The organism is Paenibacillus sp. sg306046 (genome assembly GCF_059821225.1).
Genome location: NZ_JCAMRT010000002.1, coordinates 234779 through 247938, shown reverse-complemented (window position 1 = coordinate 247938; position 13160 = coordinate 234779). Strand labels below are relative to the sequence as shown.

Annotated in this window: 10 protein-coding genes; 3 read left to right on the top strand and 7 right to left on the bottom strand. The window is 58.6% G+C overall.

The window, feature by feature from the left end:
- The first annotated feature begins 33 nt into the window (after positions 1–33).
- Complete coding sequence (locus tag AC6ROY_RS03025; RefSeq protein ID WP_500098499.1) at positions 34–1125, top strand: energy-coupling factor ABC transporter ATP-binding protein; 1092 nt, start codon at positions 34–36, stop codon at positions 1123–1125.
- Positions 1122–2888: an ATP-binding cassette domain-containing protein gene (locus tag AC6ROY_RS03020; protein WP_500098497.1), complete on the top strand. Its 1767-nt coding sequence runs from the start codon at positions 1122–1124 to the stop codon at positions 2886–2888. Before AC6ROY_RS03025 ends, AC6ROY_RS03020 begins: the two co-directional genes overlap by 4 nt.
- A 108-nt stretch (positions 2889–2996) precedes the next feature.
- Here AC6ROY_RS03020 and AC6ROY_RS03015 read toward each other — a convergent pair whose 3' ends face one another.
- From AC6ROY_RS03015 to AC6ROY_RS02985, 7 genes are all read right to left on the bottom strand, one after another.
- Positions 2997–4685, bottom strand: coding sequence for an ABC transporter substrate-binding protein (locus AC6ROY_RS03015; protein WP_500098653.1), 1689 nt, complete (start codon positions 4683–4685; stop codon positions 2997–2999).
- An 86-nt stretch (positions 4686–4771) separates the two neighbouring features.
- Positions 4772–5671, bottom strand: a complete 900-nt coding sequence (locus AC6ROY_RS03010) for a carbohydrate ABC transporter permease (RefSeq protein ID WP_500098496.1) — start codon at positions 5669–5671, stop codon at positions 4772–4774.
- 69 nt (positions 5672–5740) lie between these two features.
- Positions 5741–6685 (bottom strand): ABC transporter permease, encoded by a 945-nt coding sequence (locus tag AC6ROY_RS03005; RefSeq protein WP_500098652.1) that lies wholly within the window; start codon positions 6683–6685, stop codon positions 5741–5743.
- 42 nt (positions 6686–6727) lie between these two features.
- Positions 6728–8551 carry a cache domain-containing sensor histidine kinase gene (locus AC6ROY_RS03000; protein WP_500098495.1) on the bottom strand — a complete coding sequence of 608 codons (1824 nt, stop codon included), beginning with the start codon at positions 8549–8551 and terminating at the stop codon, positions 6728–6730.
- 40 nt (positions 8552–8591) lie between these two features.
- A complete protein-coding gene (locus tag AC6ROY_RS02995; protein WP_500098494.1) occupies positions 8592–9320 on the bottom strand; it encodes a response regulator in 729 nt (242 codons plus the stop codon).
- Positions 9321–10097: 777 nt separating this feature from the next.
- Complete coding sequence (locus AC6ROY_RS02990) at positions 10098–10937, bottom strand: sugar phosphate isomerase/epimerase family protein (RefSeq protein WP_500098493.1); 840 nt, start codon at positions 10935–10937, stop codon at positions 10098–10100.
- Positions 10934–12052 (bottom strand): Gfo/Idh/MocA family protein, encoded by a 1119-nt coding sequence (locus AC6ROY_RS02985; RefSeq protein WP_500098492.1) that lies wholly within the window; start codon positions 12050–12052, stop codon positions 10934–10936. Before AC6ROY_RS02985 ends, AC6ROY_RS02990 begins: the two co-directional genes overlap by 4 nt.
- Positions 12053–12176: 124 nt before the next feature.
- Here AC6ROY_RS02985 and AC6ROY_RS02980 point away from each other — a divergent pair, with 124 nt between their 5' ends.
- Positions 12177–13106 (top strand): helix-turn-helix domain-containing protein, encoded by a 930-nt coding sequence (locus AC6ROY_RS02980; RefSeq protein ID WP_500098491.1) that lies wholly within the window; start codon positions 12177–12179, stop codon positions 13104–13106.
- The last annotated feature ends 54 nt before the right edge of the window (positions 13107–13160 follow it).

Here is a 13160-nt window from a genome sequence, read left to right as displayed (position 1 = left end):
CATAAACTTCTGACGTGTGAAAGGATTTTTTTTATGATGCTAACGAACAGCAGCTTACGTGAGCCATTTGTCTCGCTGCGCCAGGCAACTGTCCGTTTCTCGACAGGGTCAGACGCAGACCGTCAGGCTTTAAACAACGTTACGCTGGATATAGGCAAAGGTGAATTTATCGCCATTGTCGGACCCAACGGCAGCGGCAAAAGCACGCTGGCCAGCGTGCTGCTCGGCTTATGCCCGCTGTCGCGGGGAAGCCTTGCCTTCCGGCCAGGAGCCGCGCTGCGCGGTGTGCTCCAGCAGCCGGATACGCAGGTGCTGGGCGAAACGATTATCGAAGAATTTGCGCTGACGCGCGAACAGCTTGAGGAAACGCCGGAGCAGCTGCTCGCAGTGTGCCGGGAAGCGCTGCGAAAAGCCGGCTTGGCCGTTGAGCCGGAAACGCCGTTTGCCCATTTGTCCGGCGGACAACGTCAGCTCGTCAATATTGCCTTGGCGCTGTCCTTGCGCCCGGACGGCATTTTACTGGATGAACCGACTGCGATGCTGGACCCGCATACGCGGGAGCAGGTGCTTGCCAATGTGCTCGCCGCCTGGCAGTCCGGCGTCACGGTGATCTGGATTACGCATCGCATGGAGGAAGCAGCGGCGGCGGAGCGAATTGTTGCACTGGACATGGGCGAGCTTGCCTTTGACGGCGCGCCTCAAGCTTTTTTTTACAGCGAGCCAGCCGCTTCAACGGTTTTCGGAGAGCCGTCGGCGGGCTTAGCCGGGATACGGGACGGCATGACCGACCGCTCGGCCAGGCAAGCGGCCGGCGACCAGCTCCCTGCTGGAACGGGGCTGCCGTCGGCGACGGTTCAATCGGACCCAAGCGCGCTGCAAGCTGCGTGCGAGCGCCTGCGGCTGGAGCCGCCCTTTGTCGTACAGACGGTCCGGGCGCTGCGCGAGCTGGGGATAGCCGTCCCCGGACAACCGCTGCAGCCGGAGCAGCTTGCCGCTGCGCTGCAGGCGATGAACTCGGGTATGGCAGGCGTGCAGCACGAGCTTTTTCACGCGGCGGGGTCCATGCGACAAAGTGAGGACAAGCCGCAGGGAAGGCTTGCGGATAAGGAGGTCGGAGCACGATGAAGTTGTCCTTGCATCAGGCATCATTTGCTTCACCGGACAACGCCGAGCATCTGCTGCTGCAACCTGTTGACCTTGCGCTGACACCCGGCACGATCACCGTTGTCATCGGGCGGACCGGCTCCGGCAAGTCAACCTTGCTTCAGCTGCTTGCGGGTATTCGTCCCCCATCCGCCGGAGAGGTCAGGCTGAACGGACAGCCGCTGTGGCGCAAAGGCCGTGTACAGCGAAGCCTGCTGCTGCCGCTCAGCCTCGTCTTCCAGTTTCCGGAGCAGCAGCTGTTTGCGCGAACGATCCGTCAGGAGTTCGCCTATTCCTTGCGGCCGCTTGGCTTAACCCGCCGTCAGGAAGACGAGCGCATGCAGGCGGCCCGCTTGGTCTGGGATCGCCGGGACCTTCTCGTCCCGGAGCTGTCGCCCTTCGCGCTCAGCGGCGGCGGACGCCGCAGGCTTGCATTGGCAACGACAGCAGCAGCTGGTCCGGACTGGCTGCTGCTGGACGAGCCGACCGCCGGACTGGAAGCGCCCGGCGTGCAGGAGCTGCTTGCCGCGCTCCGGCAGCGGCGGCAGGAAGGCTGCGGCGCTGTCATCGCGACGCATGACCTGGACACGTTTCTGCCGCTGGCAGACCGTGTCCTCGTCTTGCAGGACGGCGTCGTGGCCGCCGACCTGCCTCCGCGCGAGCTGTGCGCGCGGCCGCAGCTGCTGCGGCAGACCGGCGTCGGCTTGCCGGGCTGCCTGGCGTTAGCCGAAGCGCTCGGCGCGCACGGGCTGCCAATTGCGGCGGATCGGCTGACGCCGCAGGAGGCTGCCGCTGCAATTGCGGCAGCTCTTGCTCCGCCTGCGGACGCACACGCCTGCGCGGACGCTCCCGCTGCTGCGCATGCTCCCGCAGCAGCTCCGCCTGCGGCTGCACACGCCCGCGCGGGCGCTCCCGCTGCACCTGCTCCCGCAGCAGCTGCGCTCCCGGAGCCTGCCGCAGCCAGCGTCCGGCCCGCCCCTGCCCACACGGGCTGGGCGCGGCGGCTTGACCCGCGCGCCAAATGGCTGCTCTACATGCTGCTGGTCACCGGAACGATGCTGCAGCAAGGCTGGCTTGGGCTAACCGCCGCTTTGCTGCCGGCGGTGCTGGGCATCGCCACGCTGCCGCGGTCGGCCTTGCGCAGCCTCGGCAAGCTCGCCAAGCCGCTCGCTGTCTTTTTTCTGCTGTCCGTCGGCTTATCCGGACTAACGCTGGCTACCGATGACGGCCCGCTGCGCTTTGGCTTCTCTACGGAGCAGGCGGCCATCACCCTGCTGCACCTGTACAGGCTGCTGGCTCTGATGCTGGCAAGTCTATGGTTTGCGCTCGCGGCATCCTATGGGCAGATGGTGGGAGGGTTAAATTGGGCGCTGGCAGCGCTGAAAAAAATCGGGCTGCCCGTGGAAGCCTTCGCGCTTGCCGTCGCCCTGATTTTTCGCTTTATTCCGCTGATTTTGCACGAGTGGGAGCGCTTTTCGCTCATCGTCCGGGCGCGGGGGAAAGCCCCGCTCCGTCCAGGCGCTGTTCGAGCGCGCGATATTCCGGCGCTGATTGTTCCGCTCCTGCTGGCATTATTCCAGCGCGCGGAGGAAATCACCACCGCAATTGAGCTGAAAAACCTCGGCAGCCGCCAGTCTGCGCTTCCGTCACCGTCCAAGCCTGCCCAGCTCGCGTGGACTCGCTCCGATACATGGAGCGTGCTTGCGGGCGTTGCCGGACTTGGGCTGCTGCTCTGGCTGCGCTAGCCTGTGTCACCCGACAATCGGGGATACTCCGAAAAAAACTCTGGAGGAGGCCAACAGCCTTCTCCAGAGCTACCTACAGCCAGGCGCAGCGCCCTGGCAGTCATCCCCTTACTGATTCCACAACGCGACCCGTTCCTTCAGCAAGCCTTCGAATTGTGCCTCCAGCTTCTTCACGCCGGCCTTCTCCAGCTCCTTCTGAAACGAATCCCATACTTCGTCGAACTTTTCCGGCTTGGCCATGATCGCTTCCGGCACCCGCTTGCGCGTCAACTCCTGCGCCTTCTGGAAAATAATCGCCCCGTCCGTATCCTGCGGAATATTGATCTGCCAAGCCGCACCCCACGGCTTAATGGGGAACTCCGACGCTTTCGGATACAAGTCCTGCCACATCTTCGCCTGGTAGCTCGTCAGCACTTCCTTCTCAATTGCCGAATAGCTTTCCATAATTTGCTGCTCGCTGTTGATCATATACGTCTGGCCCGAAGGGTCCTTTACACCGGGACCATATTGCGGAAACGGGTACACATAAACGCCGATGCCCGTTTTTTTGCCGTACTGCGGATCGTTGTTGCGCTTATCCATCTCTTCCTTTGCGATGACCCGCTTGCCGTTTTGTACCGTGTAGTGAACTCCCTCGATTCCCCAGTTATTGAGCACCTGCGCTTCATCCGAAGCAAGCCAGTCAAGAAACTGGATCGCGCGCACCGGGTCCTTCGCCGACTTCGAGATGCCGATCCCCCAGCCGGCCGAGTAACCGGGGCTTTGAAAATCTCTGTTTTTATAGCTTTCATTTAAAGTAATCGGATACATGCCATAGGTCAGCTCGTACTTCCCGGCCAGCTTTAGCGATTGCTCGGGCTCCCTGTACTGCCATTTGGAATCAATGATCGCCAGCACGCGGCCGGAAGCAATCTTCGCCTTGTATTGATCATATTTCTGCACGAAGCTTTCCGGATCCAGAAGCCCGCTATCGTTCATATGGTTCAGCCAGCGGAAATACTCCTTTTCCTCTGGACGGGTAATATGAAGCACAGGCTTCATCGTCTTCTCGTCGATATACCATTCCCCGTCGTCCGAGCCTCCCGTGGCGAATACGGCCGGGTTCGTCACCGACTGCGCAATCCGCCAGTCATCCGCCAGCAGCGACAGCCCGATCGTCGGCTTGCCGTCAATGGTCGGATGCTTTTCCTTGTACGCCCTGATCGCCGCCTCGTAGTCCTTTACCGTCTTCAGCTTCGGATAACCCAGCTCCTTCACCACCTGATGCTGGAGCTGGAAGCCGTCCTTTGGCTCCCACTGCTGCTCATCGACGCCAAATACACCGAGGAAATACATCGAGCCGTCCGTTTTGCTCCACCGCAGCCGCTTCATATAATCGCCGTACAGCTTTTTCAAATTCGGACCATGCTTGTCGATCAACGGGGCCAGATCCAGAAATCCGCCGGCATCCACAATTAGATTAGAGTCATTTTTGGCAAAAATGAGATCCGGGTATTCGCCGCTCGCCGCCATCAGCGCCACCTTTTGCTTCGGATCGCCGACCGGGTAATCAATTTTCAGCGTAACCCCGGTCAACTCGGTAATTTTTTTACCGACCGCGCTTTGCATTTGCTCATAGTTGGTGTTCGGGTCGGTGGCAAACATCGTCAGCGTGATCGGCGTTTTGTTGTCCTTGGCTGCCGGGCTATTGTCCGCGTCTGCGGGCTGGCTCGTCGTCTGCCCCGCCTCCTGGCTGCAGCCGGCCAGCACAAGTCCGGCCGCTAACGTGAGAGCCATTGCCATTCTGCTTTTTTTCATCCCCATCGTCTCAAAACCTCCTCGAATTTGTACTTATAAGGGGACAGATGCCAGCATCTGTGCATCCCTTGCGTCAGCGCGGGCAGTTATGCCTTGATGGCCCCGAGCGTCAAGCCTTTGACAAAATATTTTTGCAAAAACGGATACACGATCAAAATCGGCACCGTCGCCACCATCGTAATGGCAGCGCGGATCGACTCCGGCGATACTTGAGCGGCCTGCTCCGGATTGCCGCTGCGCGCCAGGTCGGCGTTGCTGGAGCCCATCGTTGTATTGGCCAAAATTTTCATCAGCTCATACTGCAGCGTAGACAGATGCTCGGACGTGCTGTTATACAGAAATGTATCAAACCAGGCATTCCATTGGCTGACCGCAATAAACAGCGAAATCGTAGCCAGCACCGGCTTGCACAGCGGCAATATAATTTTGAAAAAAATCGTCAAATCATTCGCCCCGTCCAGCTTCGCCGATTCCTGCAGGCTGACCGGCAGTCCGTCCATGAAGGAACGGATCACAAATATATTCCACGCATTAACGAGTCCCGGTAAAATATACACCCAAAACGAATTCATCAGCTGCAGCTCGCGCATCAGCATATACGTCGGAATCAGGCCGCCGGAGAAATACAAGGTGAGGACAAACAGAAATGAAATTTGCCGCCGCGCGATAAAATCACGACGACTCAGCACGTAAGCGATCATAGCCGAGCTGAACACGCCCGCCGCCGTACCGATCACCGTTCGCAGCACCGAGTTTTGAAACGCCGTCAGCAGATTGCTGTACGTGTAAATTTGCTTGTAATTTTCCCAGGTAAACATCCTCGGCCACAAATAAATGCCCCCCCGGACCGTGTCCATCGCTTCATTAAAGGAAATCGCCAGCAGGTTGAGAAACGGATACACCGTCACAATAGCCACCAGCACCATCCCGACGTACAGGACCGCTTCAAACGCGCCGTCCTTCACCCGTCTCCAGGCTCTCATCATCACACTGCCTCCCGCCTGCCGTTTCATGACTTGTTTGTAATTCAACCTCATACAACCGCCGATGAACTCCTAGATGACGCTTTCCTTCGTCAACCGCTTGAGCAAGCCATTTGCCGCCAGCAGCAAAATGATCGACACGATCGTATTAACAACCCCCACCGCCGTACCGAAGGAAAAGCGGGCCAGCTTAATCCCGTAATTCAGCACGTACAAGTCAAGCACCTCCGCATAATCCTGCACAACAGCATTGCCGAGCAAATATTGCTTCTCGAATCCGATGCTCATCAGCCAGCCGATCGACAGCACCAGCATGATCATAATCGTGTGACGAATGCCGGGCAGCGTAATGTGCCAGATGCGGCGGAACCGGCCTGCGCCGTCCACCTTGGCCGCCTCGTACAGCTCCGGATCAATGCCAACGATCGCCGCCAAATAAATAATCGAGCTCCAGCCCATCTCCTTCCACAGGTCGGACATCGTCACGATGCCCCAGAACCATTCTCCCGTCGCCATAAATGGAATCGGCTTGTCGATCACGTGCAGCCCAAGCAGCAGCTCATTCACAATGCCGCCATCCGTCGATAACATCTTGGTCACGATGCCCGCCACGACGACCCACGACACAAAATGCGGCAAATACGAAATCGTCTGAATGGCCCGGCGAAACACAGCCAAACGGATCTCATTCAGTAGGATGGCAAACAAAATCGGTACCGTGTAGCCGACGACAAGACTCATCGTGCTCATCGCCAATGTGTTCCGCAGCACGAGGTAAAAATGCGGCTCCTGAAACAGCTGAATAAAATTGTCCAGCCCGACCCAGGTTTGCTCGGTGAACGGCTTGCCGGGCTTGTACTTCTGAAACGCCATCGTCCAGCCCCAGATCGGCACATAATGAAACAGCAGCAGCCAGCCGACAAACGGAAGCGTCATCAAAAATAAATAACGCTGCTGAATGATCTTGCTCCAGGTGGACTTCCTCCGGACCGCAGCGGCGGTTCCGGCACGGCTCATCATATTCATCGCCTTACTCCTCCTTCATCGGCAGCGGCCGATTTACGAAATTTCCCGCGCCTTGGCCTCCACGCCGCCATCCCAAGGCAGCGTAATCCGCACACTGGTGCCTGCGCCGGGAATACTGCTCAGCTGCAGTCCGTATTGCGGACCGTAATACAGCTTGATACGCTGCTGAACGTTGCGCAAGCCGATGCGCTGGCCTTGCTCCGTTTCCGGCGACTCCAGCGCAGCCGCAACCGCCTGGCAATGCTCCGGCTGCATTCCGACGCCATCGTCGGTGACAATAATATGAACCCGCTGCGCCTCCCGTTTGACGCTGATCGTCACGGACCCCCTCCCCCATTGATTTTCGATGCCGTGAATGATCGCATTTTCCACAATCGGCTGCACGAGCATCGGCATAATGATAATCCCGCTGGCGTCGGCGGGCTCCGGCAGCTGGAACATCAGCTTGTCGCCGAACCTGAACCTCTGGATATCCAGATAAGCGCGGATCAAGTCCAGCTCGGCCAGCAGCGGCATCGCGCGATGCCCGATTTCGAGATTGTGGCGGATCAGCTTGCCCAACGCCTGGATGGAGTCAGCAATGTCGTCCTGCTCGCGGCATACGGCCCGCATGCGGATCGTCTCCAGCACATTAAACAAAAAATGCGGATTGACCTGATTCACCAGCATCTTGAACTGAATGTCCCGCTGCCTCAGCTCCAATGCGTGCTTATGCTGCTGCGCTTCATCAACCTGCTTCATCAAGTCGCCGATGCTGCCGACCATCGCATTGAAATGACGGGACAGCTGACCGATCTCATCGCGGCCCGCGACTACCGAATAGCGGCTGAAGTCCCCGCGAGCGACCAGCCGAATATCGCAGATCAGCAGCCGGATTCGTTTCGTCAGCGCGCCGGAGAAAAAATAAATCAGCGCCAGCGCCAGCAGCAGGCTGCCAAACATCACGCTGTAAGCGATCAGGCTGATGCTCCGCGATTCGGCCAAAATCACCTCCAGCGGCACAATGCTGACAATGCGCAGGCTGTTCACGCTGCTGTCGGGATAAATCGACTGGACAATCAGCTTCACCGGCTTGCCGTCGTAGGCCGCATCCTCGACCTGGACCGTTTTCGCCTCTTGGACCCCGGCAACCGACAAGGGCAGCCGGTCAAGCGAGCCGCCGAGCCAATTCGGGTTATTGGCCGCCAGCACCTCATTTTGCTCGGAAATCATCATCGTTTCAAATGGCTCCTGCTCAATGATCGCCTGCAGGCTTTGCGGATTGACCGCGATAACCAGCATCCCGCTTAACGTCATATTGCTGAAATAAAGCGGCCGAACCAGGCTGACCGCCGACTGGCTGTGCCTCGTTTCATCCGGGATGCGGTACCAGCCAGTCTTCCCCCGGTTGACCAGCGCTTCCTTGTACCATCGCTGCTGCCGGATCGTGTCGGTCAGATGGAAAAACGACCAATTTTCCAGCAAAGACGGGTTGACCATATACAAGCGGATACTCGCCACTTCCTTGTATAGCTCCGGGAAATCAGAAAGCGCGGTGTAACTTGCATAGGCTTGATATACCTCCAGATTCGAGGCATAGGTACGGGCGAGCAGCTCCTTCAGCTGCTTGTCGAAATAAAGCACGGTCGAAATATCGGCCGGAATTTTCAACGTCTCGCCCACCTGCCGCTTGATTTTCTCCACATTGTTCATGGATTGCTGGACGGCGTGATCGACCGCCATTTGCTTCAGCGACTGCGTCAGCAGCAGCCCGACCGTCAGCACAGGCGCCAGCACAACCAGCACATAAGACAGCACCAGCTTGCGGCGAATCCGTACGTTGATTGTCCAATTCGTCAATAGCCTGATGATGCTCATCGTCTCCTCCACGCATCCAGCGGCGCTTCCGTCGCAGCGTTCAGCATGTCGCTTTGTATTCCTTCGGCGTCATCCCGGTCATCTTCTTGAACAGCTTGTTGAAATAAACCGGGTCCGTGTAGCCGACCAGTTCGGCAATCTCGTAGTTTTTGAGGCCCGGATGATCGGCCATGAACTGCTTCGCCTTGTCAATACGCAGCCGGATCAAATAGTCCGTTAACGTTTCCTGGGTGCGGTTTTTGAACAGGCGGCTGATGTACCCGGCGCTTTTGCCCAGACGCTCGGCCAGCTTCTCCAGCTCAAACGGCTTGCCGTAATCATGCCGCAGCAGCTCCCTTATTTGCTCCACCTCTCCGTGCGCCTGCTTCTCGTCGATCGCGCCGGCCTCCGCGCTCCGCCGCTTTGCCAGTCGGCTAAGCAGGTCATACAGCTGGCTTTTATCGACCGGCTTGAGCAAATAATCCGTCACCCCGCACCGCAGCGCGGTCCGCGCGTAATCAAATTCACTGAAGCCGCTCAGCACAATAATGGCCAGCGCCTTTTTCTTCTCGCGGACCTGCTCGATCAATCTCAAGCCATCCATGCCCGGCATCTTGATATCCGTAATGAACACATCCAGCTCGTCTCCATCAAGCCTGCACAGATGCGTCAACGCTTCCAGCCCATTGGCGTACGAACCGATCACTTCAATACCAAGCTCCATACGCGACAGCATCTTCTCTAGCCCCATGCGAATATACTGCTCGTCATCGGCGATAATCAGCTTCATCCTGATAGGACCTCCCGCTCAGTCAATTGATTAATTTTCTTTATTTTCAATTGTTAGCGTTTACAAATTTAGTATAAAACGTTCTCTGTATTTGTGAAATGGCTTCAATGTTTATTTCTGGTCTTGTGTTGTCATCGTTGCTGTTCTGTTGACGCTCTTCCTTTTCTGTCTGCCCGCCCAGCGGAAAGTATCAACGAAAAGCAGCCCGCCTCCATCCGGGCGGACTGCTTTCATCCCTGTAGGGCTAGCCGTGACCGTGATGCGGCCTTGAAGGACACGTGAGCCAAAAAAATGCTGTGCGAAGCCATGTGCTCCGTGCTCGCTCTTCTTGCTCTTCTTGCTCTTCTTGCTCTCCTTACTCTCTCCGTCTATTGCCCTGCTGCAAAAACCTCAGCAAATTCAGAGCTGTTCTGGTCATAACGCTTGACGCCGAACAGCGCTCTTCCGACTCTAACAGTCCGTCCTCTGAACTAGCCGCGACAGGTTCTGCTTGTTCACGATGTGTCCATCCTCAGTAGACATGCGTCTTTTCGAGGGTGGACATGACCCTGCCGCTTCTCCCGCCGTCCAACTATCCAGATGTAGGCTCCGACATGCCTGAAACAACTAGATCTGGATACAAGCTGACTCACGCGCCCTGCGATCATCGGGTGTTGGTATGTCCACCTTTTGAAAGACAAATCCTCCGTAAAAGTCCTCTCCACACGGACATTCCCAAACCCCGCCAAACGGTCAGGCTTAGCCGGGAATTCCAGAAAGCTTACGCCAGACCGCTGCCTACGACAAGCCAGCCTCGGCAAATACGCGGTTGAAGCCGTCCCGCGACCGCTGGAGCAGCGCCTCCACCGGCTCCGTCGGCGGCGACGGCTGCAGCACCTCCTGCGCGACCGGGCCGTCGTAGCCAATCCGCTGCAGCGCGCGCAAATACGCGGCGGCGTCGATGACGCCTTCGCCCGTATACAGCCGCCCATTGTCCAGCGCCTCCGCCACCGGCACAGCCGGCGCGTCGTTGATATGGACATGGACGATATCGCGGGCGCTCAGCCGCTCCAGCGCAGCCGGAGCCAGCTCCGTCGCGTACGCATGGTACACGTCGAACAACAGCCCGACATTACGCTCGCCAATCGCGTCAATCCAGTCCATCGTATCCTCCAGCGTCCACAGGAACGGATACGTCCACCGGGTCCGCAGATGATGCGGACCGACAAATTCCAGGCCAAGCCTGATGCCGTAAGCGTCAAGCAGCTGTGCGCATATCCGCAAACGGCGTGTCGCCCGGGCGAGAAATGGCGCAGGCAGCGCGTCTGTCGCGGGCAGCACATACGTGCAGCAGCGTGTGCTGCCGACAGAAGCTGCGCCTGCGGCAGCAGCCGCCAGCAGCCGCAGTCCGGCGGAGAACGCCTCGTCTGTCGTCCGCCATTCCACCGGCAAGCCGAAGGCGCCTGCCTCTACGCCATGCCGCTCCAGACTGGAGCGGATGCTGGCTGCCCGCTCCGGGACAGCCAGCTCCGACGCTCCCAGGTCAACCGACTGGAAGCCGTAGGCGGCCGCCAGCTCGATGAACGTTTCTTCCGTCCCAATGTCGCCTAAACCGGCGCGTGTCAAGCCCCGTTTCATCCCACTTCCACCTTTCCCGCTTCCACCCTCTGCCCCTCCAGCAAGCTCCAGTCTAACACAACCTCATGACCGGTACGCGACGATTCGTAGATCGCATCCAGCACCAGATTGCTCGTCAGCCCGGACAACGCCGGACTGATCGGCTCCTTGCCCTCACGGATGCAGGTCAGGAAATGGCGGCTTAACCGCAGCCGCTCACCTTCATCCTGCTCCGGCCGCGTCAGCAGCGCCTCCAGCGGACGATCAAATTTCTCCAGCAGCAGCTTGCCCGTGTCGCCCCGGTAAGTCGCGCCGCCCTCCGTCCCCATCAGATGGACAAACGGGGAGTTGTCCGTATCCATATGAACAGCCCAGCTGACCTCCAGCGACAGCGTGCTGCCGTCCTCCATTTTGATCAGAGCCGTAGCCAAATCCTCCACATCAAAAACGCCGCTCCAATCCGGCTTGCCCCATGTGCCGATGCCCCGCCGCTTCGGCCCGAACTCGCCGTAGGTCGCCCCGTAGACCGATACCGGCTTCGGATTGCCCATCAGAAACAACGCCAAATCCAGCATATGCACGCCGATGTCGATCAGCGGGCCGCCGCCGGACTCATCCATCCTCGTAAACCAGGTGCCCCAGCCGGGAATACCCTTGCGCCGGTACCAGCCGGTTTTGGCCGTATAGATTCGGCCCAGCTCTCCGCGCTCCACCTGCTCCCGGATGACCATCGGCACCGTCTCCCAGCGCATCTGGTGAGCTACCATCAGCGTACGGTCCGATCGCCGGGACGCCTCCCAAATTTGCCGGGACGCCTGGCCGTTCAGCGCCATCGGCTTCTCCACCAGCACATGCTTGCCCGCTTCAAGCGCCGCAATGGCCAGCGCAGCGTGGTATTGATTCGGCACGCCGATGATGACCGCATCCACGTCCGGACTGGCAATCAGCTCCTCCGGCGTTTCTGCCACATGCGGAATGCCGAACTCCCTGGCGCGCTGCTCCGCCAGCGGTCGGTACATATCCGTCACGGTTGTCAGTTCGCATTGCTCCGCCAGCTTGGAAAATTCACGCATATGCACCTGACCGATATTTCCTGCTCCTATGATGCCGAGCCTGATCCGCTTTGCTTGACTCATCCCGTTTCCATCCCCATTCGTGCAGACTTTTCGTTCACACTCATGATAAAATGAAAACGATTGCTCTGCATGCCCGGATCTTCGATAAATGTCCCAATATTTCGGAAGGACGCTGACCCAAGCTATGACCTATTTTCCAGGCTACCTGAGAACGTACCCGAATATGGATTCCTCGCTGCCGCTTTATTTGAATTTACATCGTCTGGAGCACGGCTACCCGGCCCACCGCCACGACTTCCTGGAATTTTCCTTCGTGATCGAAGGCAGCGGAAGCGAGTCGATTAACGGCATCCGCCATCCGATGAAGCCCGGCACCTTCACCTTTGTGCTGCCCTATCAGGTGCATGAGCTGTTCACGGATCCGGGCAGTACGCTTGTGTTATATAACGGCAACTTCGACATGTCGCTGATCACGGAGCCGGGCAGCCGCTTTGCCCTGACCGGGCTGCTTACCGATGCGGAGCCGCTGCCGCCGTTTATTTATTTCGAGGCCGAGACGGCCCGGCCGATCCAGACGCTGCTGGAGGACATGACCCGCGAATACGCAGGCGACGTCCGTTGGCGCAACGTGCTGCTGGCCTCCAGGCTGAAGGAGCTGCTGATCGCCTTCGACCGGGAGCGTCATCGGCAGCTGGCTTCGGTCAGCTCCGCCGCCGGCCCGTCTGCGCCGTCTTCCTCTCCGAGAGCCAAAGCGGCTCCGCCTGCTCCGGATTCCGTCTGGCTGATCATTCACTACCTTCATACGCATTACCAGGACGAGGAGCTGTCGCTTTCCAGTTTGTCCAACAAATTTGCCATCAGTATGTCGCGAATCAGCGAGCTGCTGAAGCAGGCGACAGGTCAAAGCTTCCTGCCGTTCCTGCACGATCTGCGGCTGCGACATGCGTGCGGCTTGCTTGCCTCAACCCACATGACCATCGCCGAAATCGCCCATGAGGTCGGGTACGGCTCCTTCAAAACCTTCTCCCGCATATTCCGCGAATCCAAAGGGCTGCTGCCGTCCGCCTATCGCAAGGCAAAGCGGGAAGCCCGGCAGACCGAGTCGCGCCCCTAACGGAAAACACCCCTTGGCATGCATCGGATCAACCAAGGGTTGTATCCAATGTCG

What these genes read in the sequence shown, in the direction of transcription:
- AC6ROY_RS02980 (WP_500098491.1), top strand. Translation starts at nt 12,177, where the DNA reads ATGACCTATTTTCCAGGCTACCTGAGAACGTACCCGAATATGGATTCC.
- AC6ROY_RS02990 (WP_500098493.1), bottom strand. Translation starts at nt 10,937, where the DNA reads ATGAAACGGGGCTTGACACGCGCCGGTTTAGGCGACATTGGGACGGAA.
- AC6ROY_RS03020 (WP_500098497.1), top strand. Translation starts at nt 1,122, where the DNA reads ATGAAGTTGTCCTTGCATCAGGCATCATTTGCTTCACCGGACAACGCC.
- AC6ROY_RS03015 (WP_500098653.1), bottom strand. Translation starts at nt 4,685, where the DNA reads ATGAAAAAAAGCAGAATGGCAATGGCTCTCACGTTAGCGGCCGGACTT.
- AC6ROY_RS03005 (WP_500098652.1), bottom strand. Translation starts at nt 6,685, where the DNA reads ATGAGCCGTGCCGGAACCGCCGCTGCGGTCCGGAGGAAGTCCACCTGG.
- AC6ROY_RS02995 (WP_500098494.1), bottom strand. Translation starts at nt 9,320, where the DNA reads ATGAAGCTGATTATCGCCGATGACGAGCAGTATATTCGCATGGGGCTA.
- AC6ROY_RS03010 (WP_500098496.1), bottom strand. Translation starts at nt 5,671, where the DNA reads ATGATGAGAGCCTGGAGACGGGTGAAGGACGGCGCGTTTGAAGCGGTC.
- AC6ROY_RS03025 (WP_500098499.1), top strand. Translation starts at nt 34, where the DNA reads ATGATGCTAACGAACAGCAGCTTACGTGAGCCATTTGTCTCGCTGCGC.
- AC6ROY_RS02985 (WP_500098492.1), bottom strand. Translation starts at nt 12,052, where the DNA reads ATGAGTCAAGCAAAGCGGATCAGGCTCGGCATCATAGGAGCAGGAAAT.
- AC6ROY_RS03000 (WP_500098495.1), bottom strand. Translation starts at nt 8,551, where the DNA reads ATGAGCATCATCAGGCTATTGACGAATTGGACAATCAACGTACGGATT.